Source organism: Bradyrhizobium sp. 956_D2_N1_4 (assembly GCF_052076025.1).
GTDB classification, from domain to species: domain Bacteria; phylum Pseudomonadota; class Alphaproteobacteria; order Rhizobiales; family Xanthobacteraceae; genus Bradyrhizobium; species Bradyrhizobium barranii.
In genome coordinates this window covers 6,170,626-6,196,645 of record NZ_CP197237.1, presented here as the reverse complement: position 1 = coordinate 6,196,645, position 26,020 = coordinate 6,170,626, and the positions used below count along the sequence as shown (strand labels likewise).

The 26,020-nt window shown below is 59.6% G+C and carries 26 protein-coding genes and 3 pseudogenes; 20 read left to right on the top strand and 9 right to left on the bottom strand.

The genetic code is table 11. From position 1 onward, the window contains the following. Positions 1-189: 189 nt before the first annotated feature. A complete protein-coding gene (locus AB7535_RS29355) occupies positions 190-381 on the top strand; it encodes a hypothetical protein (RefSeq protein ID WP_439037430.1) in 192 nt (63 codons plus the stop codon). A 1,355-nt stretch (positions 382-1,736) separates the two neighbouring features. Here the strand turns inward: AB7535_RS29355 and AB7535_RS29350 are convergent. Next, complete coding sequence (locus tag AB7535_RS29350; RefSeq protein ID WP_439037429.1) at positions 1,737-1,997, bottom strand: hypothetical protein; 261 nt, start codon at positions 1,995-1,997, stop codon at positions 1,737-1,739. Between the two features lie 216 nt (positions 1,998-2,213). On the opposite strand from AB7535_RS29350, the gene AB7535_RS29345 reads away from it, so the two are divergent. The 5 genes and pseudogenes from AB7535_RS29345 to AB7535_RS29325 all read left to right on the top strand — a co-directional run bounded on the left by AB7535_RS29345 (position 2,214) and on the right by AB7535_RS29325 (position 6,298). After that, entirely contained in the window at positions 2,214-2,996 is a 783-nt protein-coding gene (locus tag AB7535_RS29345) for a hypothetical protein (protein WP_439037428.1), read from the top strand. A 142-nt stretch (positions 2,997-3,138) separates the two neighbouring features. Continuing rightward, the gene (locus tag AB7535_RS29340) at positions 3,139-3,723 is read left to right on the top strand and encodes a hypothetical protein (RefSeq protein WP_439037427.1); all 585 of its coding nucleotides are present in this window, start codon (positions 3,139-3,141) and stop codon (positions 3,721-3,723) included. A gap of 7 nt (positions 3,724-3,730) precedes the next feature. Next, positions 3,731-3,889: pseudogene (locus tag AB7535_RS29335) on the top strand (SOS response-associated peptidase); the annotation flags it as partial. A 211-nt stretch (positions 3,890-4,100) separates the two neighbouring features. Continuing rightward, positions 4,101-4,460: a hypothetical protein gene (locus AB7535_RS29330; RefSeq protein ID WP_439037426.1), complete on the top strand. Its 360-nt coding sequence runs from the start codon at positions 4,101-4,103 to the stop codon at positions 4,458-4,460. Positions 4,461-4,513: 53 nt separating this feature from the next. After that, positions 4,514-6,298, top strand: a complete 1,785-nt coding sequence (locus AB7535_RS29325; RefSeq protein WP_439037425.1) for a DUF4209 domain-containing protein — start codon at positions 4,514-4,516, stop codon at positions 6,296-6,298. Between the two features lie 146 nt (positions 6,299-6,444). On the opposite strand, the gene AB7535_RS29320 is transcribed toward AB7535_RS29325, so the two are convergent. The 3 genes from AB7535_RS29320 to AB7535_RS29310 all read right to left on the bottom strand — a co-directional run bounded on the left by AB7535_RS29320 (position 6,445) and on the right by AB7535_RS29310 (position 8,140). Then, a complete protein-coding gene (locus AB7535_RS29320) occupies positions 6,445-6,669 on the bottom strand; it encodes a hypothetical protein (RefSeq protein ID WP_439037424.1) in 225 nt (74 codons plus the stop codon). A 606-nt stretch (positions 6,670-7,275) separates the two neighbouring features. Further along, positions 7,276-7,557 (bottom strand): helix-turn-helix transcriptional regulator, encoded by a 282-nt coding sequence (locus AB7535_RS29315; RefSeq protein WP_439037423.1) that lies wholly within the window; start codon positions 7,555-7,557, stop codon positions 7,276-7,278. 103 nt (positions 7,558-7,660) lie between these two features. Continuing rightward, on the bottom strand, positions 7,661-8,140 hold the full coding sequence (locus tag AB7535_RS29310) for a hypothetical protein (RefSeq protein WP_439037422.1): 480 nt from the start codon (positions 8,138-8,140) through the stop codon (positions 7,661-7,663). Positions 8,141-8,214: 74 nt separating this feature from the next. On the opposite strand from AB7535_RS29310, the gene AB7535_RS29305 reads away from it, so the two are divergent. The 5 genes from AB7535_RS29305 (at position 8,215) to AB7535_RS29285 (ending at position 12,932) form a co-directional block, all read left to right on the top strand. After that, positions 8,215-8,430, top strand: coding sequence for a helix-turn-helix domain-containing protein (locus AB7535_RS29305; protein ID WP_439037421.1), 216 nt, complete (start codon positions 8,215-8,217; stop codon positions 8,428-8,430). A 198-nt stretch (positions 8,431-8,628) separates the two neighbouring features. After that, a complete protein-coding gene (locus AB7535_RS29300) occupies positions 8,629-11,388 on the top strand; it encodes a hypothetical protein (RefSeq protein ID WP_439037420.1) in 2,760 nt (919 codons plus the stop codon). Further along, positions 11,385-11,876 carry a hypothetical protein gene (locus tag AB7535_RS29295; protein ID WP_439037419.1) on the top strand — a complete coding sequence of 164 codons (492 nt, stop codon included), beginning with the start codon at positions 11,385-11,387 and terminating at the stop codon, positions 11,874-11,876. Before AB7535_RS29300 ends, AB7535_RS29295 begins: the two co-directional genes overlap by 4 nt. Continuing rightward, complete coding sequence (locus AB7535_RS29290) at positions 11,869-12,378, top strand: hypothetical protein (RefSeq protein WP_439037418.1); 510 nt, start codon at positions 11,869-11,871, stop codon at positions 12,376-12,378. Before AB7535_RS29295 ends, AB7535_RS29290 begins: the two co-directional genes overlap by 8 nt. A gap of 233 nt (positions 12,379-12,611) precedes the next feature. Continuing rightward, positions 12,612-12,932 (top strand): hypothetical protein, encoded by a 321-nt coding sequence (locus AB7535_RS29285; RefSeq protein WP_439037417.1) that lies wholly within the window; start codon positions 12,612-12,614, stop codon positions 12,930-12,932. A gap of 1 nt (position 12,933) precedes the next feature. Here the strand turns inward: AB7535_RS29285 and AB7535_RS29280 are convergent, their stop codons facing one another. Then, complete coding sequence (locus AB7535_RS29280; protein ID WP_439037416.1) at positions 12,934-13,614, bottom strand: recombinase family protein; 681 nt, start codon at positions 13,612-13,614, stop codon at positions 12,934-12,936. A 391-nt stretch (positions 13,615-14,005) separates the two neighbouring features. Here AB7535_RS29280 and AB7535_RS29275 point away from each other — a divergent pair, with 391 nt between their 5' ends. Further along, positions 14,006-14,179, top strand: coding sequence for a hypothetical protein (locus AB7535_RS29275; RefSeq protein ID WP_439037415.1), 174 nt, complete (start codon positions 14,006-14,008; stop codon positions 14,177-14,179). Positions 14,180-14,232: 53 nt separating this feature from the next. After that, a pseudogene (locus AB7535_RS29270) lies at positions 14,233-14,415 on the top strand (helix-turn-helix domain-containing protein); the annotation flags it as partial. A gap of 526 nt (positions 14,416-14,941) precedes the next feature. Here the strand turns inward: AB7535_RS29270 and AB7535_RS29265 are convergent. Next, positions 14,942-15,889: pseudogene (locus AB7535_RS29265) on the bottom strand (IS110 family transposase); the annotation flags it as partial. A gap of 419 nt (positions 15,890-16,308) precedes the next feature. Here AB7535_RS29265 and AB7535_RS29260 point away from each other — a divergent pair. Continuing rightward, entirely contained in the window at positions 16,309-16,518 is a 210-nt protein-coding gene (locus AB7535_RS29260) for a hypothetical protein (RefSeq protein WP_439037414.1), read from the top strand. 268 nt (positions 16,519-16,786) lie between these two features. Here AB7535_RS29260 and AB7535_RS29255 read toward each other — a convergent pair whose 3' ends face one another. Beyond that, positions 16,787-17,017, bottom strand: a complete 231-nt coding sequence (locus AB7535_RS29255) for a hypothetical protein (protein ID WP_071913253.1) — start codon at positions 17,015-17,017, stop codon at positions 16,787-16,789. A gap of 1,157 nt (positions 17,018-18,174) precedes the next feature. Here AB7535_RS29255 and AB7535_RS29250 point away from each other — a divergent pair. The 4 genes from AB7535_RS29250 (at position 18,175) to AB7535_RS29235 (ending at position 21,057) form a co-directional block, all read left to right on the top strand. Beyond that, the gene (locus tag AB7535_RS29250; RefSeq protein ID WP_439037413.1) at positions 18,175-18,549 is read left to right on the top strand and encodes a hypothetical protein; all 375 of its coding nucleotides are present in this window, start codon (positions 18,175-18,177) and stop codon (positions 18,547-18,549) included. Between the two features lie 130 nt (positions 18,550-18,679). After that, positions 18,680-19,132 carry a hypothetical protein gene (locus tag AB7535_RS29245; protein ID WP_439037412.1) on the top strand — a complete coding sequence of 151 codons (453 nt, stop codon included), beginning with the start codon at positions 18,680-18,682 and terminating at the stop codon, positions 19,130-19,132. A 109-nt stretch (positions 19,133-19,241) separates the two neighbouring features. After that, positions 19,242-20,216 (top strand): potassium channel family protein, encoded by a 975-nt coding sequence (locus AB7535_RS29240; protein ID WP_439037411.1) that lies wholly within the window; start codon positions 19,242-19,244, stop codon positions 20,214-20,216. Between the two features lie 160 nt (positions 20,217-20,376). Further along, positions 20,377-21,057 (top strand): helix-turn-helix domain-containing protein, encoded by a 681-nt coding sequence (locus tag AB7535_RS29235; RefSeq protein ID WP_439037410.1) that lies wholly within the window; start codon positions 20,377-20,379, stop codon positions 21,055-21,057. A gap of 185 nt (positions 21,058-21,242) precedes the next feature. Here AB7535_RS29235 and AB7535_RS29230 read toward each other — a convergent pair whose 3' ends face one another. Beyond that, positions 21,243-21,635, bottom strand: coding sequence for a hypothetical protein (locus tag AB7535_RS29230; protein ID WP_439037409.1), 393 nt, complete (start codon positions 21,633-21,635; stop codon positions 21,243-21,245). Between the two features lie 702 nt (positions 21,636-22,337). Beyond that, the gene (locus tag AB7535_RS29225; protein ID WP_439037408.1) at positions 22,338-23,849 is read right to left on the bottom strand and encodes a phospholipase D family protein; all 1,512 of its coding nucleotides are present in this window, start codon (positions 23,847-23,849) and stop codon (positions 22,338-22,340) included. Between the two features lie 396 nt (positions 23,850-24,245). Here AB7535_RS29225 and ppk2 point away from each other — a divergent pair, with 396 nt between their 5' ends. Next, a complete protein-coding gene (ppk2, locus tag AB7535_RS29220; RefSeq protein ID WP_439037407.1) occupies positions 24,246-25,079 on the top strand; it encodes a polyphosphate kinase 2 in 834 nt (277 codons plus the stop codon). A 443-nt stretch (positions 25,080-25,522) separates the two neighbouring features. Next, positions 25,523-25,786 (top strand): hypothetical protein, encoded by a 264-nt coding sequence (locus AB7535_RS29215; protein WP_167768340.1) that lies wholly within the window; start codon positions 25,523-25,525, stop codon positions 25,784-25,786. Positions 25,787-26,020 lie beyond the last annotated feature (234 nt).

Here is a 26,020-nt window from a genome sequence, read left to right as displayed (position 1 = left end):
GTAGTCGAGCTGATGCGCGCGCGAGGGCGCGACCGTCGAACGATGGCGGATGTGAGCGCATCCGTCCAATGACATAGATCAAGACGAGGACGGGCAGAGAAGGATTGGAACGCCGGGACCGGCACGAGGTTTAGATGGATTGCGCACCATCGCGGCGGCGCTGACCGCGCGCTGGATTGGAGGCAGCAAATGATCATCGTGGACGAAGACGGCGAGATCATCGCCACAGCATCCGATGACCATACTCTAATCGGCGGCCACCACCGCCTCGCGGTGGCGGCAAGCCTTGGCAAAAAACTGTTCTGGCGAAATACCGGCGAACCAGTGAAGCTTGATAACTTCTTCAAGCATTATGGAAGTTCTCTTCGACATTCAGCCTAAGCCGCTCGCCGAGCGTATCGTTGTTTGGATCAGCAGTAGACAAACGCTGCCGAGCCTATGTTTGTTCGGTGCCATTACCGGAAGTGACCCGGTCATCAGTGCTGTCGTTAAAGGGGGCCTTGGCAGGACGACGGGCGATAATGTCTCGCTCACTTACCCTGCTGCCTGACCGCCCACAACCGGTAGGCTTCGTCCGCTGGCGCGACCGTCGCAGGACGGCGGATGTGAGTGCAACCGTCCAATGACATATATCAAGACTGGGACGGGCAGAGCGAGTAAACTATTAGATCTTGGGGCAGTCCAGCAAGGGAGGTAGTCATGATCTCTCGGCGGAAGCTTCTTTCTTCTTTGGGCTTGGCGACTGCAATAGCCGCGTTCCCGACCATGCTGATGGTCCCTGACGCGGAGGCGCAGACCGCTGGCATGGAAAGGCGTCAAGATCGACGTGAGGGGCGACGCGAGCGCCGCGAGGATCGTCGTGGCGCGCGCCAAGTGCGCCGCGAGGGTCGCCGTGAGGCGCGCCAGGTGCGGCGCGGAGTTACGACGGAGCCAGGAGTTACGACGGGGACAGCTAAGTAGCTCGGCTGGAGCGTAGTGGGTCGATAGGTCCTCACCTCCGCTCACGGTGCAGCGCTTGCAGTAGCTCCGGCCTATGCGGCGCTGCCTCGAAACCGAATGTGAAGTCCGCTTTTAGGAGGCGGGGCAGACGAATTGTGCTCCAAGCGAGTTCTTCGGATTTTGACCCGGAGCGGTGATCGCCGTGTCAGATTTCGCCGTATCGCACAACACCGATGCCGTTCCACGACGGTAAAGGCCTCGGTCCCATTGCGGGGGCGCATTTGAAGTTGGTGCCTATTGATCCAGATCAACGGCGAGACGCAAGGCGGCATGTCACGTTGTGTTTGATCATCGCCCGACAGGGAGAGAACAACATGCCAAGAAATGCCAAGCTTCTTGGATTGATCGTGACTGCTGCGCTCTTCACGGCAGCTCCGTTGTCGCTCCATTACTCACCGGCGAAAGTGCTATCCGTATCCCTTGACCGTGCTGAAGCGCGAGTTGGGCGACCACTAACGCCGATGAGCGTAGCAGGCGTTAATCGCAGGGTGCATCGGCGAGCTTACTATGGTGCAGCGGCGGGAGCTGCGGCGGCGGGAGCTGCGGCTTACGGAGCGTATGGCTACCGCAGGGCTTGTGGATACGCTCCCTATCCGCCCTGCTATTGAACCTCTCGGCATGTCCGCATCTGCGCCGCTACCGGGGGACAAGCGGACATCAAGCACTCCGACCAACTAGATCAGCCCATTGCCGCGCTGCTTGATCGCCCACAGCCGGTAGGCTTCGTCCTCGAGGGATCAGCGCCGGTCGGCGGCGGGATCAGCTTCGCCCGTCGCCCTCAAGATGAGGGCAAGGTCGGCATCCCCAAGCAAGTGAGCCGGATCGATCGGGGCGGCTAGCGGTGGGCTCTTGAGCCGCCGCCGAAGCCAAGCTCGTAGGGCGAGCTGATCGAGCCGCAGGGCCGCCGCCAGGAACTGCTCGAAAAACTCCTGGCGCTGCGCGGCGTCGAGCCGCGCCCAGCCTTCCATCGTCGCCTGGACCAGAGGAACGCGCCGCATGTTGCGTGAACCTTTCAAAGCGGAATTTCAACATAGGAAAGCCGAAAAACGAAAAACGAAAATATGCCGAGGTGGTGGCATGCCGCGTACCCCGCGTTTGGCCCGGCCCCAGGGGACCCCGGACGACCGTCCGGAGGCTCGCTGGCGGATGTGGGTGGCCACTGTAACACCCAGCCGTTGTGTGCAATCTTAGGCTGGGCATAAGGGGGCGGGCCGGTGACTGTAATCAAGAGCAAGGTGGAGCGGAGCTATTGGAAGAATGTAGCTCTCTCGGCCATTCCTGACCTGCTGATAGCCTGGGCCGCGATGCGGCTCATGGACGGCGGCGCGGAGATATTCTTCGTAACGCTGATTGCGCTGCAAGCCGTGTATCTCGCGCTTTGGATTAAGCGGAGTGCGTGGAGCTGGCTGTTGTTCTGGCTGACCAATCGCGCGTTCATGAGCAGCCACGTCGAGGATGTGCTGGTTCGTGACAAGTTCCCAACGCCGCCTGACTTCATTTCCGGGCCGGATGACTACTACTCTGAGATTGTCGAGAACAAGAGCGAAGCATGCGAGATGCGCATAAAGGCGGCGCACGAATTAGGCGCTCTCGCTGGCATCTCGGTCGCGGGCCAGCATCAGCTTGCAATCCAAATGCGTATGGCGATCGAGGACGCGCTCCAACGGTACGCCAAACGGCCTCCAGCCGTGCCGAAGGGCGAGAAGCAAAAGCCAGACGAGGTAACGCTATCACTTCTGAAGGAGGAGCTGGATACGCTCGCGTGGCTCGCGGACTATGGCTTCCGCCTCCTTACCGCACCGTCCGACACGTATCGCAGAAGCATCGACCAGCTGTCATACCGACAAGCAGCTGCGTACGCTTCGCTGATCGACAAGTTCGAACGCAAGTCAGTACCCGATCTTCTTTTAGAGGATGAGGATGACAAAGAGCGCCGCTTCACAAGCCAAGAGAACCGGCACCATACGCTGTGGAGCTGCTACCCAAACGAAAGATGAACGTGCAACTGATCAGGATAATCGCGACGGCGCATAGCATGCCGGTGCTCGTACAAGCGAGGCCATCTGGTTGCGCTGCGGGCGACGAAGATTTCGGCGAACGATCCGCCGTCAAATGTGGTGGCCGGGAGAACGCTGAGGCATGATCATCCCCATTGGCCGCTGTGACGTGATGGAAATAGCTCAACGCTCAAAATCCTCTCTCGATGCCTATCGTTCGTTAGAGTATGCAAAACTCGGTGGTGTTAACGACGTTATCTACAAGGAGGCAGACAAGCGACTTCGGCAACTTCGCTGGATCATCGCGGAGGTCCGCCCGTTGTGCACGTCCAATGTCGATTTGATGAGTGTCGCCACCAGGCCCAAGGAGCAGCAGGCTCGTTATGGACTAGAACAAATTGAACGGGCGGACAGGATCGAACTTCTCACCGAAACATTTTACTGGATAGGCCACCGAGCAGCTGCGGTCATTCGGCAAATGCCGGGTTTGCAGTCATTCAAAGCTGTGGGCGTTCGTGACGTGCGCAACTGGATGCTTGAGCACGTAGACAACCCTAAGAATGGCATCCCATGGGCCGGGTTCGGCTGGGGCGGACCAAATGGCCCGATGTTAGCGACAAATCCCTATGGACAGGACAAGGGCTTGTTCGTCAACGCGGAAGAGTTCTTTGGCGAGGTTCACCGAGTTGCCAGTCGGTGCATTGATGATCCCGGGCTCATATGTTGATAGTGCTCCCAAGGCCATGCCGGTGATCCTGACCACCGATGAAGAGCGCGACGTTTGGATGCGGGCGCCCTGGGACGAGGCGAAGGCGTTGCAGCGGCCATTGCCGGATGACGCGCTTAGGATCGTGATGCGCGGTGCCGACAAGGAAGACAAGACAGCAGCATGAAAACGTATGGGGGGCGTAAATGGCTTTCACGTGGCCGAAGGGACTTAGCCAAGAAGACGAGATGCTGCTCGCGACTGGAGCGCTAGTCACTAGCGCCGCGTCCCTCGAATTCTTCTTCTATGTTGTCCTCCAATGCCTCACGGAGAGAGAGGGGCAACGTCATTGCGAGGCCATTTGGCTTTCTCATCGAAGTACTCGTTCTAGGATCGACATGGTCTTGGCAGCGGCCCGGCTCAATCATCTGGAGCCAAGCTTGCTTGCGGAAATCGAAGAGTGCGCGGGGCACATGAAAGGCATCAGCAAGCTCCGCAATTACTATGGTCATGCGCGGTTTGTACGGCGGGAAGGCTCCGCAATGTATGAGGGTTTCGTTCTAGCTTCGGAAGGCGAAATAAAGGCAGGAGCCGATCCTGTGAGAACGACCCTTAAGATCATCAATCCTGAAACCTTCAAAGAATTGAAGGACGCCGTAGACAGGGCAGAACGCCTGTATGAGCGGATGCTTGGGACCGCGCATCGATTGCGCGCGCACACCAAGGCTCTACACGTAGAACTTTCGACCCTGGAATAGGGCCGCCCGGAATGCCTAAACAAGCGGGCACTGTCACGTTGGCGAGAGGATAGATGTCCGAACTAATTGTGCCTGCCTCGATGGAAGAAATTATCCAGCGTTACGACGCCCAGGAGGAGCCGTTCGACATATTCGCCATCGGCGGCGAGCTTAACGCAGCGCGCATGGCGTTGATCGATCCTTCGGGGGCCGACGATGTCGGGGCATGGGCGGAGGTGCTCGCGTTCGCGCTGTCAACCGGCACGCACGAAAATCCCTGGAACAGTTACTTCGGGCCGATTGGATCAGGTACCAACGCTGACGGGAGGACTTTCTACTTTCCCGACATCGCGGGAACAGCCCCGCCCACCATCGACCATTGGGCTGCTCGGGCAAGATCGCTTAAGCATCCCTTCCTGAGGGCACGTTATGCCGATCTTGCTTGGGAGATGAGCGGTCTCATCGGAAAGCGTAAGCGCGATGCGGGCGACGCCCGGATCGCCATCGATGCCTACCTTGATGCGATCCCTCGAATGGCGGAGGACCACGATCATGTACAGTTTGCAATCCGGGCGCTCGACCTAGCGGTCTTAATCAGGGATAAGGATCGCACCGATCAAGCGCGGGCTGAATTGATGGGCGTGCATCGATCGTTGATGTCAAACAAAGGTGGTTTGTGGTGGTACACGGTCGACCGGCTGCTCGAAGACAAGAGGGCAGGCGTCACGGATGTAGAGCGCGCCGAGCTAGTCTCTAACTTGGAGGGCATCGTTACTACAGGCTCCAACACCGGTGATCCTGCGCAGTTCAACCCGCACGAAGCCCAAGATGCCGCCGAACGCCTGATCCGATATTACGATCGTCTCGGCGAATTCGGCGACATCAAGCGCCTCCAAAAGGCGGTCGGCGCGTCCTTCGAGCATTTTGCAGGCAACGCCGATCCCATGCTTGCTGCGGTCCTGTTGCAAACAGCCGCCGACGAGTACCGCAAGGCTGGACTAAGGGAGGAGCGTGACCGCACCCGCATATTGATGCAACAGAAGATTGGTGCAGCGGGCGAGAACCTTCAGTCGTTCGAGCGAAAAATCGAAATACCTCGTGACGATATGGAGAAGTTTCTCGACCTGATTGTAGTCGACGACCTAGCCACGACCTTTGTGCACATTGCACGAGAGTTCTTGCTGAGCCGCGCCGACCTTGAGCTGCAAGTACGACAGGCGCTTAAGGAGGCGCCTCTGATGGCCCATATCCCGGCAACAATCATGGCCGACAACCACGTTGCGGCCAAGATCGGCTCGGCGGAGGACGACCCGTTCGGCCGCGTAATGCATCAGACCAACTTTGCATTCCAGTTTACCAGGTTGTGGCTCGCGCAAGCCTTTCGACGTTTGTTCGAGAAGCACGAGGTTCTGCCAGAGCATTTCGCTGGTTGGGTCAACCGGCACGCCTTGTTCGATGACATGAGCCTGCTCTTGGAAGGTCTCCGAGCATGGGAGCGGGAGGATCATGTGAAGGCCGCGCATGTGCTCGTTCCGCAGGTGGAGCACGCGCTGCGCAAGATGGCGGACGATCTTGGCGTGCCGGTCACGAAGGCTCACCCCGTTGTTTCCGAAGCGAGCGTGGTAATCGGAATGGGTGAAATTCTGCACAACAAAAAAATCGCCGAAGTTCTCGGTCCCGACGTTACGCTACATCTTCAGGCGCTATATACTGATCCGCGCGGAATGAACCTGCGCAACCAGATCGCTCATGGCTTGATGGACGCAGGCCAGTTCTACTGGCACCTTGGCAATTTGATTGTCCACTCGCTGCTCATTTTGGGCTTGTGGAAAGAGTTTGGCGCAAAACCCAAGAATTGAGACACTCGGCGCGGTCGGCTGCGGTCGAGCAGCAAGAGCCCGGTTCTACCATTTCGTGGAAAGAGGTGGCGCGGAAGGCGGGATACCGACCGTTCCGCGCCCGTGCAGCCGAGAGGCACGCAAGCCGCTCCGGTGCACGATCCGGTTCATCGCCGCACGGCGTCGTAGGCGTGCATCCAGCTCGATGGTTCGCTGTATCCGTTGGTCACTGCGACCAGCCGCAGGCCAGGCAGTGCGAGCGGCGAGATGTCGGCGCGGTGCTCAATCGGCAGACCTTGTGCCTGCGCTTGCCACGTTAGAGCGGCTTCCTGCCGTTCGATGTTGAGCAGATCGCCCGTCACCTCTGCTTCGGCCTGCTGCCCGTGCTTCATGCGACAAGGCCGCCTTGTCGTCGGCTTCACCGGCAATCTCGCGGTCCAGCGCGGCGATCAGTGCGTCTTTCTGCAGTCATGCGATCAATGCGACCGCGTCAGGCACTTCGGCGAACGCCAGCGCGCGCTGCGCCGCATGAACCTCCGAGTGAGGCGTCGGGTCTGGAAGTCCACCGGCCCGTTCAGTTCGACAAGACGCGCCACCGATGGCGCACCTTGTATCGACAAGCGCCTCAACCTGGCGCGCGCACCTGGTGCTTGGCACGACAGAAATGGCCTGCCCTGGATCCGACGCTGATCGGCGCGCAACTCACGAGCGCGACGGCGCAAGCGTTCGAAGGCGTCGGTCAAGCTCTCGCCGCCGTTCAGCTGCGGCTCATCGCAATGGTGATCGCCCGGCACCGTGCCGTGCGCCATCCCTCTACCACGCCTCGTCAGCCTGCAAGGTGTGCCTTGCCTCGCGCCATGCCTGCGACCGAAGCTCGCTGTGTTGACTGAATCGCCACGTGTGTGTGGCGCAATGGCAGTTAGGATCGAGACCTTCGGGTCACGCCGTGCAGACGGTGCGACCGCGGATATTTGCCAACGCGCATTCTCGTCCGCGCTTCAGCCGGATGCACGATGCCGCCCCTTGCCCCGAGCCCGATGCGGATCGAATTCATCAGCCGTGTTCTGCCAAGCGACGATCTGGTCTTCAAACCAGACGCGCCGGTTCGGGCTGATATAGGTGGACTTCGGAAACTTGCCCGACTTCTCCATGCGGTAGAGCGTGGTGCGGCTCACCGGGATGATCTCCAGCACCTGGGTCTCGTTGAGCATGCGGCGAGCAGTGGACTTCGGCGTCGCGTCAACGCTCGTCTCGGTGAGTGCTGGCTTGGCTGCGGTCATTACGAACTTCCCTTAAAGCTCGGTCTGCGGAATTTCCGGCAGATCTTTCGTCATTCGCCCGCGCGCGTCGTGTTGTGTGGTTTCACGCCGTAAGCGAAGCGATTCATTCTCTGTCGCTCTGCATCAGCTCGCGGAAGCGGCTGATGTCGAACTTGTCGGATCGGAAACCAAGTGGCCGGACTCTCCGGCGGTAGTTTCGAGCGATAGCGCGGCCGATAACCTCCGGCGGATCTTCGGGCCCTGCCTGCTGCTCAGGTGTTCCCAAAGTTACCAGTGGTCTCGCAGCCAGATCGGCGGGATTGATCGGATAGCTCATCACCTGGTCGGCGATCGCCGCCATGAACGCAGATCGCGCCCTTTCGTCACCCCACCACGTCGTGCCGAAGTCGCGCATGATCTCGTGCGCGAGAAACAGGATCGCGTAGATCAGGTCGAGCGTGTGACCGTCACCTTGGATGTCGAAGGAGATCTCAAGACGCTGGCGGATCTCCTCCGCAATCGACCTCAGATTGTGGGCGCTCGATTCATCGAGCTTTGCGCGAAGATCATCTCCGAGAGTGACCTTGAATTGTTGCTGCTTCAACGGAGTAGCCCTTGATATGATTTAATGTAGGCCTATAGTATTTGACATTAAGGGTCAACAGGACCAGATTAGCTATGACGAGTTCGGAAAGCACGACGACCCAGCGCGTTCTCGATCAGCGCTGGGACGGTCGCTCGACGTTCACCGTCGAAGAAGCTGGATGCAAAATCCTGGGGCTCTCGAAGTGCAGTGCCTATGCAGCCGCCAACTCCGGCGAGTTGCCTGCAATTCGGGTGGGGCGGCGCTGGATCGTCCCGCGTCACGCGCTGGAACGGATGCTGAGCGGCTAAATCAAGGGGCAGGGGATGTTTCTCGGGCGCTAGATGGAGAGCGCAGGTGAATGCTATTGGGCAAATTGCTGTTGCGTCTGGAGCAGCTAAGAGAGCACCTCGAGGTCTCTTCTGTCGTGGTACGCTCGCGTTTCGCCGCAGCGGCACATTGATGACAATTGCAGGCGACCCATCACGCCGCCGCGGAGGTGACTCGCCGTGGCGGTGAGCGTCTGCGAGCATGGGTTTCCCCCGTTCTGCTGCAAGCGCTGCGGCGGAAATGATAGCGGCCGCACGGTGGAATTCTCGAGTCTTACGGGCGCGGAGAACTCTGACAGCCGCGAGCGGGTCTACAACACGGTTGCTGCTCCGGAGGTATTTGATCTGTCAGTCGACGGTTTCGTCGAGAAAATCGCTGAAAAGCAGACGCGGACAGTTTTGCCTTCGGAGCATATGGAAGCAGGCAAAGGCGGTGAAGGCGGCGACCTTCACATTACGAATGCCGAGTTTGTCGCAGCAGTTTTCACGGACCTCCCCGAGGGTGGCTCTGCTGTTGTATGCTCAAAGCCCGGAAATCCGAATCTGGGCGGGTGGGTTGCTCAACGTGCAGATCGTGTGCGCGCGATCGGTGCCGACCATAACAATTACCTCGGCTGTTCCAGTTTCTATTCAGGGGATGACGGCTCGTTCAAGGCGCGCAAGACCTGGTTTGCCGCCTGCCATTTCCTGATGCTCGATGACCTTGGCACCAAGGTACCCTTGGATCGTCTGGGTGACTTCAAGCTGTCATGGCGGATCGAGACCAGTCCCGGAAATTATCAGGGCGGCATCATTCTCGACGCACCGATCACTGAGGGGGCCGCTGCCGTTCGCTTACTCAATGCGCTGATCAGCGCGGGTTTGTGCGACGCGGGAGCCACGGGCCCATTGACCCGCTGGGCGCGGTTGCCAGTGGCGATCAACGGCAAGCCGAAATACGCCGACAAGGCCGGCGTTCCGTTCCGGTGTCGGCTGGTCGAGTGGCGGCCCGACAGGCGCTATTCGCAACAGGCGATTTTGGATGGGCTCGAGCTGGAACTGGCGCCAGCCGGGCGGCCGAAGAAGCCCGCGCCGCCGTCTGAGCCGCCCGCCAATATTCCGCAGACTCACGGCGGCGATGCCGACGACGTTTTGACCCCGAGGGCCGAGGAGAACCCGGTCGTTACGGCGCTGAAGGGGCGGGGGCTTTACAAGACACCGCTGGGTTCCGGTAAACACGATGTCACGTGTCCGTGGGTGCGCGAGCACACCGACAAGCTGGACGCAGGCACAGCTTATTTTGAACCCGACGACACCTACCCAATTGGCGGCTTTTGTTGTCAGCACTCGCATCGTACGAAATACCATATTCGGGAGTTGCTCGACTTTCTCGCCGTGCCCGTCGCCGAAGCCAGGCATAAGCCGGTTATTCGCGTAGTGGCCGGTGACATGCACCGCGTCGTGGATGCGGCGGAAAAGGAGTTGGCTAACCGTGGGCGGCATTATCAGGCTGGTGGCCTGATTGTTTCAGTCGCGACCGACCCAGCCAGCGGTGATCCGTCCATTGTGCTGACCAGCGCACCGGCCCTGACGCGCGAACTCTCAGTCGCCGCGACGTGGGAGAAGTACGATGCGCGATCAAAAGACTGGGTTCGCTGCGATCCGCCGGCGCGACACGTCGGTATTCTGTTCGATGCGCAGCAGTTTTGCGCGTTGCCTCCCCTAGTGGGCGTGGCGCGGCAGCCGTATTTCCGTGAGGCCGACGGTGAACTCATCAGGCAGCCTGGTTATGACAAGATCGCGCGCCGTTTCGGCGTATTTGACACGCGGCATTTCGTAATCCCTGAGCCGACGGCTGACGCGGCTCGCGCGGCGCTGGCCGTGTTGGAAGAGTTGCTCTCCGAATTTCACTTTGTGGCTGCCCACGATAAGGCTGCCGCCCTGTCAGCCATCTTCACCGCCGTGGTGCGCCCGACGTTGCCGCATGCGCCCGCGTTTCACGTCCGGGCACCGGTATTTGGAAGCGGCAAGACCTACCTCTGCGAACTTATCGGCGCCTTCTCCGGGCCGGGCGGCAACGCTAAGGTGAGTTATCCGACGACTTCGGAGGAAGCTACCAAGGTCATGCTGTCCTTGTTGTTAACCAGCCCCGCATGCGTCGAGTTCGATGACATGGACACCGACTGGCTGCCGCATGGCGTCATCAAGAGGATGCTCACGGCCGAGACGATTACGGACCGGATCCTGGGCGTGAGCAAGACGGCGACAGTGAGCACGCGCACGGTGGTCCTGGGATCCGGAAATAATGTCGGCCCAAAGCAGGATCTGCTGCGGCGTGTGCTGACGATTCATCTGGACCCGCGCTGTGCAACGCCGGCGACGATGACATATAAAGGCGCTCCGGTTGCTAACGTGCGCCAGCGCCGCGGAGTTTATGTCTCCGCTGTCCTGACGATCATCGAAGCATGGCGAAGGGCAGGCTCGCCTCGCGTTCGGGCGGACAACATTGTCACTTACGGTGGCGCTTGGTCGGATTATTGCAGGTATCCGCTGATGTGGCTCGGATACCCCGACCCGGCGACAACACTGCTTGAACAGGTCCGGCACGATCCGGATGGTGGCGCCCTCGGCGGTCTGATCCATGAATGGCATGTTCTGTTCGGTGACACTCCCACGACTGTGCGCAGGGCGGTTGAGGCGGCTAAAAGTTACCCCAATCTGCTCGACGCAATGCGCGAATTTCCGGTGGAGGAACGCGGCGAGATCAACCGCTCAAAGCTGGGCTGGCTGCTGAAAAAGAATGAAAATCGCATCGTCGGTGGATTAAAGTTCGTGCGCGCAGAAGCGGACGGGCGCATCGCATGGCGTGTGGTGCCGGTCAAGTCACCGCCTTTACCGCCTTTACCCCCTTTCGCGCCGTCGGCTGAGAAATCTGTCGCGGGCTGGCGGACACGGTTATGAGCGCGGTCGAGGCTCTCAAGACGGCCCGCGCCGCTGGTGTAGAACTCGCCGTCGATGGCGACGACCTTGTGCTGAGTGCAGCCGCGGCACCGACGGACACGGTGCTCAGCGAGCTGTCCCGGTACAAGGCTGAGATCGTGGCGTTGCTGCGACCAGGCCGTGACAACTGGTCGGGCACGGACTGGTGGGCCTTCTTCGATGAGCGGGCAGGCATTGCTGAGTTCGACGGTGGACAGCAACGAGCAGCTGCCGAAGTGCGCGCCTTTGAATGCTGCGTGGTTGAATGGCTGAACCGCAACCCGGTTAGTTCACCGCCTGGGCGGTGTCTCCACTGCGGCGGCAGTGAAGGCACCCTTGACGAGCTGGTGCCGTTCGGAACCGAGCCTGCCGGCCATGTCTGGTTACATTCGAGATGCTGGGCAGGATGGCATGTCGACCGAAAGGTTATGGCAGCTTTTATCCTGCCGCAGCTCCTGAAACATGGATGACATGAATATCACCAATGATGACATTCGGGAGTTGCTGGCAGTTTTCGTTGCGGCCGTCGAGCTGGATCAGATCCGAGTCGACGCCTTGCCGGAGAAAGCCTTTCACTACCACTACTCGGACAACATGTGGCGGATCTGGCGCCGCTGCCACCTTGAGTACCTCCGCTTGCTGCTCTCGACGGTAGATGCGATCCAGCCGGCCACCTTGGAAAAGCTGGGGCGGATTGCCATCCATTACGAGCCCAAAATCGTCCGCGAGCGGTTACGCGACTTGCTCGGCTCCGCGGCGTCCGGCGATGTTCCTCGCGAGGATGTCGCCACGGCTGTTCTCTTTTTCGAGTGGTTGATCGAGGACATTTCGGGCCATCCCGAAGGAAAATCAACTGGGCTGGATGCCAGGGCTTTGATGATGCAGTGGCTGCCGATCACCGATCCTCTGCAAATCGCTGATGATCCCGAATGCGGCTATAAGCAATATCTCACAGCGTATGCCACATCGTAGTGCTGGCAGGTGTAGACAGACTGCCTGACGCAAACCGCGATACGTAACCACCGTAACCAAGGGCGATGTTCTTTGCCGCTTCATTCAGCGACGACGGTTACGTAACCACCAACGCGAGATCCAAACGGTTTGATAGCCGTCCAGCTGATCGGGGGGGAACGACTAGTTCCGAAGCAAATGTTGAAATATGATTCAGCGCATAGCAGCAGAGATACTTGGTCGAGGAGGCTAGGATGGGAAGGCCGATCGGCAGCGTGAACAAGGAGAAGCCGTTTAACGACGCGCTACGGATCGCGCTTCGTAGCCGTCCGCTCGCGCTGCGCCGGATCGCGGACCAATTGCTCGACAAGGCAGAGCAGGGCAACTTGGCCTACATTCACGAGCTCATCGACCGCCTGGATGGCAAGGCCGTGCAGGTCGTTGATCGGCAGGAGATTCCGATCCATGAGCTCAGCGATGCCGAATTGTATCGCATCGCGGCGGGGGACGGCCTCAGCCCGGACACGATGCTTCTGATGCCCCCGGCAAAGGTCAGGTCGGATGAGCCGGGCTGAGTCAGCTTGGATTACCAGCCGACAATTGTAGACGGCTGAGCAGCCTGATCACCTGAGTAGCCTGCCACTTGCCACCGCGTGGCGTCGTTACGCCTCGATCATTCAGGATCACCGAGATCCGCTTGGCGGGCAGGTGGCGTAGCGGTCCGAGCACGGGCCGGAAATGCTCGGCGTGCAGGTCCGCTTCGGCCTTGCGAGCTTCTCCGATTGCAGGATTGCCCAGCATCTGACCGCGAGCCTTGGCTGCCGCAAGGGCTTCCCTGGTGCGCTGGGCGATACGTTCGCGCTCCTTCTCGGCGACCGCCGCGTGGATGTGGAGCATGAAGGGGTCCACGTCGGGCCCGAGTTCGGTGACTATGAAGGGGATACGCTGCACCATCAGGCCGCTGATGAAGTGAACGTCGCGGCTTAGCCGGTCCAGCTTGGCGATGATGATCGGGGCCGCGCGAGCCTTGCCGCCTTTGCCGAGCTTGCGGGCAAACTTCATGGCTGCCGCGAGCTCCGGCCGGCGTTCTAAGGCGTCAGCGCCCTTGCCGGTCTCCACCTCGCGGTACTCAGCTGCGATGCTGTAGCCGTGCTCTGCGCAGAACGCCTTGATCGTAGCTTGCTGCGCCTCCAGGCCAAGACCGCTGCGGCCTTGCTTGGGTTTTGAAACGCGGATGTAAGAAACGGCGGGTCGCATAGAAGATTTATCCTCTCAGATTTTACACGTGATCGACCGTCTACCTGTAAACGCAGAGAATCTACCGAATGAAATCGCAATTCGGAATCCACTTTCTTTGAAAATTGCAGTTCATCGCGCACGGGTATGAGCCAAAGCATCGCGCTCGCAGTAGCCGCGTGAGTCGTTGCGCTCCAAGCAGCAAGGCAAGGGTCTCTTCTGGCCGAGGGGGGAGGGAGGGAAAAATTTGCCGTAAAGCATGCTTAAGCGAGTGCAGCATCTCGATCATCGTTTGCAGCCGCGATGTAGCCGTTTTGCGTTGATAATTGTGGCGCTCAGCACGATCGATGGAGATCGACCAATGTCCTATAGGGCAAAGGCGATAATTGGGACGTCTGTACCCGACCGCTGGATGGCAGAGATCACCTATCTGGATGGCAAACAGCAGACTATTGCGTTCGAGGAACTGGAGGACCTCGACGAGATCGTGGAGAGGGGGCCCGACTGGAATACGATCGACAAGATCGTCATCACCCTCAATCGTCCGGGACCGCCTTGCAAACTCTATAAGGAGCTCTTCGGATAGTAGTGCGCGTCGCTGAGTGCGCGACGAACCAGACGTTGATCGCGGAGTTCTAGACCAACCTTCGCCGCGAGCGCCAGCTTGAAGGGATCGCCAGCGCCGAGGTGCGCGGCGTCTACAAGGGGCGCAAGGCGAGCAATCGATGCCGCGAAGATCAGGAAGATGAAGGCCGACGGCGTGGGCCGTCTGCGATTGCAAAGACGTTGAAGATCGGCCGAGCGTCAGTTTATCGCGCACTCGCGGTGAACCGCTCAGGCGTGCAGTCCACGGAGCTTGTTTCCCGCCCCCAAGGGGGAGGGAAAAATCCCTTGGAAAGCATGCTTATTTTCGGCAGAGCCCCTCACAAAGCCGACCGCCAAAACAATCTCAACTTATGTGCTTTGGGGCACGGCAGCTTCCTTGGTCTGCAACCGCTAAGGTGCGAAGAGGCACGCTCCGTCCGGCATGACGGGCGACCGAAATAATTGCGACTGGGGAGCGATTATTTTTCGACCCGCCACTAACGTTGGCTGCTGGCCAGTGTGAGGGCCTGCCAGCGGGTGGTCACGATGTCTGTTTATGAGGGTGGAGCAGAAGTCCTCAGTCATCGCCCAAACCGACGCGAATGACCGTGCGCCCCGAGGGCGCGAACTATCAGTGAGGGAGGATCTCACCCGGATAATTGTCGATTGGTCCGGAAGCTGGCAGGCGACACGGCCGGGCAACTGGCTGGGTCGGAGCCCTGCGACGAAGGCGGCCTTGGGCCGCTGAGCGATCCGATGGGCCGTGGTGCAACCGCCTCTTGGCGGCTTCGATCCAGGATTTGAGCCCGTAACGTTCCCAGTTCTTTATCCTGACCAGCACAACCCATGCCGCCTGCACGAACAGCACGCGCAGGTAGCGATTGCCGTGCCTCGAGATTTTGCCGAGGATCGTGCGGTCTCCCGTCGAGATCTGCTTGGGTACCAGTCCGAGCCAGGCGCCGAAGTCGCGGCCTTTGGAGAAGACGTCTCCAGTGCCGATCGCGGCCACCATGGCGCTCGAAATGATCGGCCCGATGCCAGGCACCGTCATCAGGCGCGAACATGCCTGATCTTGACCGGCCAGTGCTTCGATCTCGCCGGATAGGCCATCGATGCGCTGATCCAGCCGGCGCCAGTCGACTGCCAACTCCTCGATGCCACGCATCATGCGTGGCGACAGGGCATCGGTGCGCGTTGCAAGGATGGTGGGCAGTTCCGTGCGCAGAAAGCCGATCCCCTGGCGCACGGCGATCCCGCGTTCCAGCATGAAGGCGCGAATCTGGTTGATGATGCCGGTGCGTTGCGACACCAGCCGCTCGCGCACCCGATGCAGCGCCTGCAGATCCAGTTGCTCCGCGGTCTTGGTCGCCACGAACTTCATCGTCGGGCGCTGCACGGCTTCGGTAATCGCTTCGGCATCATTGAAGTCGTTCTTCTGTCCCTTGCTATAGGGGCCAACATATTTGGCCGGCATCAACCTGGCATCGTGACCAAGCGATACGAGTTTGCGGCTCAGGTGATGGGCGCCGACGCAGGCTTCCATGCCGATCAGGCAAGGCGGCATATTGGCGAGCCGCGCTTCCACTTGGCCACGCGACCACTTTTGCCGCAGCACGATGCCGCCGCGCGCATCATGGCCCACGACGTGGAACGAGTTCTTGCCGATATCAATGCCGATCACGGTGATCGCGGTATTAGGTGGCTGAGACATGGCGTTGCTCCTTGTCTTTGGCGCCCCTTGCCAGCTTCGCTTGCTGGCGGGGCAGGAGCACGGCCGGACCATCCCATTACCGGAAGCCGCGCCTACTCGTGATGGCTGTTATTTCGCCGCGCAGCAACGGCGGCTGGCCGCAAGAAAATCAACCGGGGTGTATAAAAAAGAACATCCTGCGCGACCTTTTCGTGCCCCAATGCTGCAAGCTCCGATATGGAGCCGCAGAAAGAGACGATGCACTCCTAGGCGGCTTGGTTCTCTCTGCCGGAACAGGCCCTAAGGCGACCTCAGTTGGAGCCTCTCGCGCTCTATCCTGGCGGAATAGGGCGATCTCAGGCCGACAAAACAAATAGGCACACAGACCAGACAGCTTTTGTTGGTGACACGGCTATGGTGGACAATAGGGAGTAGGTGCAATGAGAGTCTCCTCGATTGTCGGACTGCTGTTTGCAGCAGTGATGTTGGCGATCGTTCCGGTCTCGCCGCAGGTGACACCGCGCGGCGTGGAGTTAAGCGTTGATCAAGCGCAGGCCGTCACGTACCGGCGCGCCCGCGTGACTGCGCGTCGTGTCGACCGTCGCGATTACCGCTATACGCGTCGCGCCGTGCGGCGTGGTGTTTATTAACGGAGCGCGATAGGCAAAGGGTGTTGGCGCGGGCAGAGAGCCAGACCGGTTCCAGTCGTCGCAACGCGCGAGGCATGCTATGACCCCTCTACCAGCGGGCGACGCGTTCCTTACGGTCGCCATTATGAGCGCCACTTTCCTGACAGAGGTCGCTCTTTTCATCCTGATTGGAATGATCTGAAAGGAGCGCAAGTGGCGGCGGCTCCCGTTAAAGTCTCCCCAGTTGGGCATAGCGGACAAGATTGGCGCAGGTTTGGTATCCGGGCGATCAGCGCGATCGAAAGCGCTTGACGCCGGTGGTATGATTTCCGCGATGTGGCCGTACTGACAGTCCCGATGCGTCGCCATGCATGCCCGAATTGATGTCGCCATGCATGCCCGAATAGATGGAGAAGGTGGGGTCCGCGGCTAATGCCGCGGCGGGTTCCCATGCCGAGGCGGGCGTCGCAAGGAGCGCGGAAAAGACGAGCGCCGCGCCCAAAAATTTGAAGCTGGTCATGCTATCCTCTTGTTACTGGCGTGCAACCGATGCGCGTGCTGTCCATTGACATGAATGACAGTTAGGCGTTGGCATTCCCCTCGCGCAGGGGTGGCGCAATCACGCTTCGTCGATCGGCGTGATGCTGATGTCGGCAATCGGCCGCGTTTCGCAAGCCGTTGAAAAATTCTCTCCGGACTGTGAATAGAATTTTAGCCGCCGATGGCGCGTACACGCGCAACGGCGCGTGACGAGCGCGGGCCGGAATTTGTGATCGATTCCTCCGCCGACCTCGCGCAGCGGTAAACGACCATGAACAAATATTTCAATTTAAGCCGCCGGTCGCTCCACCCATTTCCAAAGCAGACGCAAAAATGTCTTGGCTTCTGTATCCAATGGAGAAACTGAAATGACCAGATTCAAAGTTCTGTCGGCTGGGCTGATCGCCGCATCCATACTGACCACGCCCCTGATGGCTCGGGAATATCGGCACGTCGCGACGAGGTCCGATGTCAGCGCCCCGCGTGGCGCTCCTGATGGGCGCGACTGCGTCCGCGCTCCGGACGTCGGCGCATATGCGTCGGACCCCTACACCAGACCCCCGTGCGAACCCACGGCGTTTAATTGATCAGTCGGCGCCGCATCGGGCTGAACGGCCCAGGCAATGAACCCGGATCGATAACGGTGTGCCCCTTGGTACTGTAATGTGGGGAGCCTGCGAATAGTTCGGGCTGGGAGCCGATTTGTCACCAGCCCGAATTCTTTAAATGACCCCACGCTGCTGCTGCCGAGCATTCCAATTCGCTGGGGTGCATTGGTCCGGTTGTGGCCCTTTTGCGAAGTGGCTGCCGACACCGAGTACGTCCGATTAGCGGTGCAGACCGGAAGTGCGCGGGCCGTAGCCAAAACGGCGCTTTTGACCCAATCATGCTGGCCGCGAGGGCAAGGCCAACGCAAAGAGGACTGCGGATCCGGTCACTCATTATCTGTCACCTTGGCAACCAGACCCTAACGAAACCTGCGTCCCGTCGTCGGGCCGAGCTTGATCTATCTCAAGTCCCTGAGCGGCGATTGGCGTTGGTTGGCTTGCCCGATCGGACAGCCAGGTCCGATGTTCGGGGGCACACAGCGCGCAACGCACGCCGAATGAAGTTGTCGCGATCAGATGGATAGCCGCAATGGATTCGCTTTTGTCGGAGGAGAAAATGAAGCGAGCCGTCCTCATGACGACCATTGTCGCTCTCGGGGTGATCCAGGGGACACGCGCCGAGCCCCAGGCCGCCCAGTGTTCGTCCTTCTACATCTCGGAAATCAATCTCGTATCGACGGCCGACGGCGAGGCCGGGCACGTTCAGACCTTTGTGGGGTTTGGCCCCTCCAAGGAAGAGGCAGAGAAGAGCGCCCTGGGATGGTGCTCGCATATCAGGTTCGATCTTGAGACGTGTTTGAATTCGGATCGCCTGACCGCTCGCAACTCTCCGTCAGGCGGAGGTGACGCCGCACTTCATCTCAAGTACATGAAGGCAGTTGCGCGCATTACCGGCTGCAATTAGAGCGCGTTCGCGAGCGATCGAACGCGCTTGATCTATATCAAGCAGCTTGTGGCCATCTTGCAGCAGGTAACAGACGACGTAGCAGGACGAACCCAGGTCAATGTTTCGGGGGCGCACCGGAGCGACCGGCATGCCACTGGCGGCATATTTCTGGAAGGTCGGAGCAGTGTTGCTCGCACTGCTCTTTTTTGCAGATTATTGGCTGCCGAGGGCCCCGACCGTCGATCAGGCGGCTGCGGACCGGCCGGCCATACTTATCCACTCAGATCGCAAATGGCCCGAGAGTATTGTCTTCGATACCCGATCGCCGGTGATCGTCGCCGCTGCGCCCGTGGCCGAGGCGACCGAGGTCGCAACATCGTCGGATGTGGCCGAACCGCCCGTTACCGTCGCACAGAGCCCGGTGGCGAATTCTTTCGCGATGCTGCCGAAGCCGGATACACGTCCGCCTGAAACCGTCGATCGCAAGCGACAACGCAAGATGTTGCATGTTGCGGCTCGACCGCGGCGAAACGTCCAGCCGCAGCTGCTTCTGGCGGCACGACAAGGGCAGTTCGGCTGGTTCGGCTTCAGAACCTGGTGATCGGCGTCCGGATACGATCCGAACGCCGAGTCTCACGGCGCCTATTCGTGGACACCTGCGTTCAGCGCGCCGGGTTTGGCGGATCGTCGTCCTTGCAACGCAGACGCCGTTGATCCGCGTTCTGCCTACTCCGCAGGCGGCGGCTCCGCTCTCCGGAATTTATCTTCGCGAAGGTGCGGCAGATGTGCTGCCATTTTTATGTGCATTTTTGTATCGTGAGTGGTTGGTTGCTGCGGCGAATCACGCGACCACAAACATCCTTGATGTGGATCAACCAGCGCTCCTGCGCCGGCAAAATGCTGGACGCATTGCTATTGGCTGCGCAGGAAAGACCTCGCATGCCGAAGGCCGGGAGCTGGAAGCCAACAGGGGGAACGGTATGAAAGCAGAGCTTCTGCGAGAACGGATGCGCTTTAGCATCAACGATTGGCTGCTGACGCTACTCACAATTCTACTCGTATTGATCGTATTTGTCTTTGCGCCGCTTCAGGCGACCGGCCATTTTGTCCTCCACGCCGGGGCAATTACCATCTTGCTTGCTGTGATGGCGAGCATGGCGATTATCTCGAAGAGCAAGATCGCACTCGGGATGATGTTACTTGGGCTTATTGCGAACGTCATCGTGTTCTTGCAGCGCTATTACTACGCTTGGCCCTACAGCTTGCATCTCCTGGCGGCGTCATGGTTGCTGATCGCCATAGCACTTGGAGCTGTCGTTACGAGGGCCGTATTCGGTCCAGGCTACATCACCTATCACCGCGTCGTCGGCGCCGTCCTCGTATATCTGTTGATTGCCGTGGGATTTGCCTGCCTGTTCACGTTCCTCGGCTTGTCGGCCGCCGATGCATTCAAAGGCATCGAGTTCGTGGATGACCGATCGCTTGCAAGCAAGGTTTTCTATTTGAGCTTTGCCACGCTGACGACGACCGGATACGGCGACATCGTGCCCGTCCATCCATGGGCGAGGAGCCTCTGCAACATCGAAGCGGTTATCGGGCAACTGTATCCGGCGACATTGTTGGCGCGACTGGTCACGCTGGAGCTCGGGGAGCAAACTGAACACGTCCACCAACAATCACCGTAGGGCCGGTCTTAAGCTGCAGACCGATGCAGATTTCTGCGTCGCAGCGCCGCAAGCAAACGGGTCCAAACTCGGGCCCTGCTGTCCTTTGGTGCAATGAACTTTAGGACAATACCGAGAAGTCGCACTATCCCTGAAAATCTCGTCACCATGCGCGACCCGAATGAATCCAATCCTGATGCACATCACCTCAGCGTCGTTGCCTCATCCGCGCTCCCTTTGCGAACTGGGGATAACGACCGAAATCAATCTGAGCGAACTTACCTATCGGAAGTGCAGCGAGATCTACGGCGAGAAGGAACTCGCCGATTATGTCTATCAGGTCAAGTCAGGCGCAGTACGAAGCTTCAAGCTGCTTCCTGACGGCCGCCGGCAAATCGGCGCATTTCACATTTCCGGCGATATCTTCGGACTGGAGAATGGAAGCGTGCACCGCTCTACGGCAGAAGCCGTCGTGGACACGACGGTTCGCCTCATCCGGCGACAGAGTCTCGACGCAATTGCTGACAGTGACGGCGCGCTGGCCAAGCACCTGCTCCGCATGACCACCAGCAATCTGAAGCATGCGGAAGACCATATGCTGCGCCTTGGACGCAAAACCTCGATCGAGCGCGTCGCTGCCTTCATCCTTGAGATGGACAAGCGGCTCACCGACGCCGGCATTTTGGCACTGCCAATGTCACGGCGTGATATCGCGGACTACCTTGGACTCACGCTGGAAACCGTTTCGCGGGCGTTATCGCATCTGCGCGTGCTTGGCATCCTCGGCTTCATCGGTGCCACCCAGCGCCAGATCGTGCTGTTGGACCGGCAGCAACTCGCCGGCCTCGATCGTCAGAATTGACAGCCGGGTCGAAGCGAAGACCCTTTGGTGTTCTTAATTGAGAGGCCCCGGTGCCATGCCGGGGCCTCCATTCTGCGCGGAACTACGGTTCAATAGCGAGCGGTGACCGGTGACGGCGAGAACGGATATCGTTTTCAAATTGAAAGAGGCGGCCCTTGCGCCGCCTCTCCGTGGGGTCCGCGTTCCTACTGGCAGACGTACATGATTCCGTCACCGCCTTTGATCAGTGTGCCGGGCGTGCAACCAATGCCATTGAGCTTCGCATAGTCATCCCAACCATTGTAGCAGGTATAGGAAGCACGCCCAAAGACCCCCACAGTCGTGCCGTACCCGGACGTGCCGCCGGCACCACACCAGGGGCCGCCAGCGTAGTAGGCCCGCACTGCGTACCAAGGCAGACCGGACTGATCGGGTATGTAGTGATGATAGGGATACGGGCCGACATAGAGCCGCCTCGCTTGGGCGCTCTCAACCGACAGCGAAATCCCGCGCTGCTCAGACCAGTCAACGCTGAACAATGTTGCAAAGGCGATAGCCGAAGTTGCAATTGCAAAATTTCTAAAAACCATCTGCTTCATCGTTTTGCTCCTATCCTGTCTCGCCCCCCTTTGCATAAGGAGGCCCGTCCATAAGGAGGCCCGTCGGTTGATGCCGACATTGACAAAGATCAAGGGGCCTGACCTAGTTCGTGACCAAATTTCAACGTGAATCACGGAGTTTATGCACGCAACCGTGCACAAAGTCAGTCGAGAGATGTTGCTGCGTCGCGCTCTTTTGGTGTGTTTGCTCGGTGTTACGTCGAGGCCGAAGTGAGGCTGGCGGATCGCTTCGGGCGGCGCCTTAAAGAAGGTAACAGCGCCAATGTTATCGGAAGTCGGCAAAGATTTCGAAACGACAACCAAGTGAGCGATGTCGCCTCTTGGCCGATAGTGTTGAAAAAGTCTTCTTGGGGTGACGACCAAAATTTTTCAGGGCTGCGGATGCGTTTCGCACGCGGCGATATGAGGGACCACATCGTTTCACACAAAAACGACCATGGAGCTTCGTATGAGTGCTACGGAGTATTGCAGGGGCGGAGTCGGCTAAAAATCAGCTTTTGCGAGATTTTCAGCGTCGTTCAGTTTTCGACTTTTTGCCAACTTGGACATCGATCTGACCGAGCGATTCATCAATTCTCACGGGTCGAGGGCGCGCACCCAAATCCGCCCCCAGATATTCACCAGACTTTCTTCCCGAGACCATAGGACGCGTGTCTTGCGTAGGTCGCCGAGCGATCGGTGTCAGAGTTGCGAGTCGATCGGCAGCAGCTTCCACAGGTCGGCGACGAATCGTCGTCGAAAGCCGGTTTCGGGCTCGTCCCGGTAGCGCACCCTTTGGCCGTTTCTCTCCGTCTCCCAGACTATATCGCCTTTCGGGTCGAGGAAGACGCGGTAGCTATTTGCAGGCACTACGCCAGCCGCCATGTAAGCCGTCAGCCGTTTGGCAAGCTCCGGGCTCTCGATGTAAAGGCCGGCTTCGGTGTTGATTACGGCAGAGCGTGGATCGAGATTGAAGCTGCCGATGAACACGGCTTCGCCGTCGAAGGCCATGGCCTTTGCATGCAAGGCCGCTCGCGACCGCTCGGAAAGGATTGACCAGCCCGGCCGGAAGGCATCGGTATCCGGGCGCAGTTCGTATAGCTCCATGCCATTCTCGAGCAGCCGCCTTCGGGTCTTGGCATAGCCTGAATGCGCCGGCAGCATGTCGTTCGAAGCAAGCGAGTTGGTCAGCACGCGCACCCGAACATTGCGCTCCTGCAGGGCTTTGACGGTTGCCTGCGCTCGCGCGGGCAGGACGAAGTATGGTGATTCGACGAGCAGCTCCTCTTTCAACTGTGCGACCCGCCCGCGAATGAATTCGATGACGTCGTCGCTCTCCTTGCCGGGGGCGATGCTTTCCGGGTCGTCGGCGACAATCCGGCCATGTGCCCACGCGAGATTGTCGCGAAGCTCAGCGCCCTGCGCAGCGAGCTGGTCGAGCTCCTGGTCAATCGGATAAGGGTAGTCGGCCGCCGCGATCGCCTCACGCAAGCGAATCCGGATGGCATCGAGATCGGCAGCGTCATGGGCGCGGTCGACAATGGCCGCGATCGGCACCGTTGAGGGGCTATTCCAGTATCTGTCGAATACGCCCGACAAATCGCGGACGACAGGCCCAGCCGCCAACACATCCAGATCGCGATAGTTGGCGAAGGTGTTCACGCCATAGTAGATGTCACCGATATTGCGGCCGCCGACGATCGCTGCCGCATTGTCAGCGACCATCAGCTTGTTGTGCATGCGGCGATTGACCCGGCCGAAGTCGAAGATGAAGTCAAGAATTGACCAGCGCCGGTTAGTAAGCGGGTTGAACAGGCGGATCTCAACATTGGGGTGAGCATCGAGGCCGGCTTTGACGGAATCGCTGTCCTTGTAGAAGGGATCGTCGACGAGGAGCCGCACCCTCACCCCCCGATCGGCCGCCTTCATCACGTGCTCAACAATGATCCGGCCGGTGGTATCGCCGTCCCAGACATAATACTGCATGTCGAGGCCACGCTCGGCCAAGTCTGTCAGCGCCAGACGGGCGATAAAAGCCTCGCGCCCCTGGCTCAAGAGGCTGAAGCCGGAGAGGCCCGGATGCTGGTCGGCCGCCAGGCCGAAGAATTGGCCCAGCCTGGTTGACGCGGGGTCTTCGAATGCCGTCGATGGGGTTCGCGGATAGTCAGGCCGGGGGTCGGTGGTGCGGCCGGTGAGAACCTCTGCAAGCCACATCAGGGCCGTGCGTGGGAGTCCGCGACGGGCCGATGCCCGAGACTCGGCTGAACTCTTGGGACTGCTGGTTCGCTGCGTGTCGACGTCCATCCGGTGGCAGTCCGCAACATGGTAGGCGGTTCCGCGGCACATGGCGCTCTCCAACCCCACCGCCAGAAGGCAAACGCGGTAACAGCAATCCGTCAAGCGCAAACTGGCGACTAATTTGAGAATATTCGAGCATCCATATCATGATCGCTGCGCTCGCCAGCAAATATACGATGCTCTTGTAGATGGTTGCCTTCTCCGCGAAGGGCGGCTGATTGCAGTGAAGCATTGAGATAGATCAACAACACCACGGCGGATCGGCTCCGAGTGAAGGTGCGAATAGGCCTTTTCGCCGGGGAGGGTTGGTGGATGTTGAAAGGCAAGCAGAAGAAGCACGCGGCCGTAGAGGCGCTGGACGCGTCCGGCAAGATCAGCCGCAAGCAATTCGAGGAGGAACTCGCGAAGCTTCAGGTCGAGCTAACTCGGCTGCAGACTTGGGTCAAAGACAAGGGGGCGCGCGTCATTGTGGTTTTCGAGGGCCGGGACACGGCGGGTAAGGGTGGTGTGATCAGCCGGATCACCGAACGCACGAGCCCTCGCGTCTTCCGGCACGTGGCCTTGCCTACCCCCTCCGACCGCCAGAAGAGCCAAGTCTACATCCAGCGCTACATCGAGCAATTCCCAGCGGCGGGCGAGATCATCCTCTTCGACCGCTCGTGGTACAATCGGGCCGGGGTCGAACGAGTAATGGGCTTCTGCACGGACGAGCAGTACGAACGGTTCATGAAGATGGTTCCCGTGGTCGAGCAGGAGATGATCGTCAGCAACGGCATCATCCTGCGCAAGTACTTTCTCGACGTCAGCCAGGAGGAGCAGCGGCGCCGGTTCGAGGCCAGGATCAACGACCCGATGAAGCATTGGAAGCTGAGCCCGATGGACACTGAATCGGTGCGGCGCTGGTGGGATTACACGGCGGCCTACCAACGCATGATCGAGGCCACCCACACACCGTGGGCGCCATGGCACATCGTGCCGGCGGACGACAAGCGCCGCGCCCGGCTGAACCTGATCCGGCATCTGCTCGACAGCATCCCCTATAAGAAGGTCGATGTGGAGCTGCCGAAGATCCCCAAGGCGCAGCCGCGGCCCAAGGATGCTGCCGACGGTCTACGCGCAGGCCAGCTGATTCCCAGCCACTACTGATGTTGGAGCGTGTTGTGCCTGCCTGGTAGAGGTGGAAAAACGCTGCCGTTGCTGTCCAAGCTCAAAGCACCCGACCGAATTCGGAGAGTCGCCGTAAGATGTTTTTTCCACTTTGCTTGGTCCGTTCCGTAAGGCGGATCGACGCGCCAATGGGGCAAGTCGAATAGTCGCGCTATTTGCTCAGGTGCACGAGTCCGTTGATGGCCCATTTGCGAAGTGGCTGTCGACACCGAGTTCGTCCGATTATCGGGGTAGACCGGAAGTGCGCGGGCAAGTGCCAAGACCCGAAGCGGGCGCTCGGTCACATGGCCTTGGGCGCTAGGCAGACCTCCGTTGATCTAGGTCAACGTCAGCGATCCTTTGGCGCTCACGCTATGTTCAGCCGCACCTGAGGCGGCTCCCGTCATTTTTCAGTGACGCAAGCGCGAAGAGGGAGGTCTAACATGCATCCGAAGATGCGTCTTTCGATCAAGTCCGCGACTGTTGCCGGGATTGCTGCTAGCGCCCTGTTGGGGCTTGCAGGTGTCACTCTCAATCCAGCGCCAGCCCAGGCGGTCGTGTACTGCCAGTACGTTGAATATCCGGTGGGTTGCGTTGCCCGGGCAGGCGTCGTGCTGAGGCCTCGTCCGGTGGCGCGCGCTGCCGTCCGTCATAACGCCGGTGGCAATGCAAATGGCGGCGTCAATCGCGTTGGGGCGGGGCGGTAAGGACAGTTGCTTCAGATCTCGAGAGCCCTGTGGCAATGAGCATGTCGGTTCGTAATTGTTTTCAGACATGCCTCGCCTCGCCGACGATGTCCGTTGCTAGGGTCAACAGCGGACTTGGCGGCAAGTGCTAATCGGGTGCAAACGCTGCCAAGCGTTTGCCCGTCCATCGTCAAGGCGCATGCCTTTCGGTTGATTTAGATCAATACCCACTCTCCGGAATTTGGGCGACCTGCA

What these genes read in the sequence shown, in the direction of transcription:
- AB7535_RS29305 (WP_439037421.1), top strand. Translation starts at nt 8,215, where the DNA reads ATGACGAGTTCGGAAAGCACGACGACCCAGCGCGTTCTCGATCAGCGC.
- AB7535_RS29225 (WP_439037408.1), bottom strand. Translation starts at nt 23,849, where the DNA reads ATGTGGCTTGCAGAGGTTCTCACCGGCCGCACCACCGACCCCCGGCCT.
- AB7535_RS29235 (WP_439037410.1), top strand. Translation starts at nt 20,377, where the DNA reads ATGAATCCAATCCTGATGCACATCACCTCAGCGTCGTTGCCTCATCCG.
- AB7535_RS29215 (WP_167768340.1), top strand. Translation starts at nt 25,523, where the DNA reads ATGCATCCGAAGATGCGTCTTTCGATCAAGTCCGCGACTGTTGCCGGG.
- AB7535_RS29320 (WP_439037424.1), bottom strand. Translation starts at nt 6,669, where the DNA reads ATGAAGCACGGGCAGCAGGCCGAAGCAGAGGTGACGGGCGATCTGCTC.
- AB7535_RS29255 (WP_071913253.1), bottom strand. Translation starts at nt 17,017, where the DNA reads ATGACCAGCTTCAAATTTTTGGGCGCGGCGCTCGTCTTTTCCGCGCTC.
- AB7535_RS29245 (WP_439037412.1), top strand. Translation starts at nt 18,680, where the DNA reads ATGCCACTGGCGGCATATTTCTGGAAGGTCGGAGCAGTGTTGCTCGCA.
- AB7535_RS29330 (WP_439037426.1), top strand. Translation starts at nt 4,101, where the DNA reads ATGGTCTTGGCAGCGGCCCGGCTCAATCATCTGGAGCCAAGCTTGCTT.
- AB7535_RS29250 (WP_439037413.1), top strand. Translation starts at nt 18,175, where the DNA reads ATGGATTCGCTTTTGTCGGAGGAGAAAATGAAGCGAGCCGTCCTCATG.
- AB7535_RS29355 (WP_439037430.1), top strand. Translation starts at nt 190, where the DNA reads ATGATCATCGTGGACGAAGACGGCGAGATCATCGCCACAGCATCCGAT.
- AB7535_RS29285 (WP_439037417.1), top strand. Translation starts at nt 12,612, where the DNA reads ATGGGAAGGCCGATCGGCAGCGTGAACAAGGAGAAGCCGTTTAACGAC.
- AB7535_RS29350 (WP_439037429.1), bottom strand. Translation starts at nt 1,997, where the DNA reads ATGCGGCGCGTTCCTCTGGTCCAGGCGACGATGGAAGGCTGGGCGCGG.
- AB7535_RS29325 (WP_439037425.1), top strand. Translation starts at nt 4,514, where the DNA reads ATGTCCGAACTAATTGTGCCTGCCTCGATGGAAGAAATTATCCAGCGT.
- ppk2 (WP_439037407.1), top strand. Translation starts at nt 24,246, where the DNA reads ATGTTGAAAGGCAAGCAGAAGAAGCACGCGGCCGTAGAGGCGCTGGAC.
- AB7535_RS29275 (WP_439037415.1), top strand. Translation starts at nt 14,006, where the DNA reads ATGGCAGAGATCACCTATCTGGATGGCAAACAGCAGACTATTGCGTTC.
- AB7535_RS29315 (WP_439037423.1), bottom strand. Translation starts at nt 7,557, where the DNA reads ATGACCGCAGCCAAGCCAGCACTCACCGAGACGAGCGTTGACGCGACG.
- AB7535_RS29280 (WP_439037416.1), bottom strand. Translation starts at nt 13,614, where the DNA reads ATGCGACCCGCCGTTTCTTACATCCGCGTTTCAAAACCCAAGCAAGGC.
- AB7535_RS29340 (WP_439037427.1), top strand. Translation starts at nt 3,139, where the DNA reads ATGATCATCCCCATTGGCCGCTGTGACGTGATGGAAATAGCTCAACGC.
- AB7535_RS29295 (WP_439037419.1), top strand. Translation starts at nt 11,385, where the DNA reads ATGAGCGCGGTCGAGGCTCTCAAGACGGCCCGCGCCGCTGGTGTAGAA.
- AB7535_RS29290 (WP_439037418.1), top strand. Translation starts at nt 11,869, where the DNA reads ATGGATGACATGAATATCACCAATGATGACATTCGGGAGTTGCTGGCA.
- AB7535_RS29260 (WP_439037414.1), top strand. Translation starts at nt 16,309, where the DNA reads ATGAGAGTCTCCTCGATTGTCGGACTGCTGTTTGCAGCAGTGATGTTG.
- AB7535_RS29230 (WP_439037409.1), bottom strand. Translation starts at nt 21,635, where the DNA reads ATGAAGCAGATGGTTTTTAGAAATTTTGCAATTGCAACTTCGGCTATC.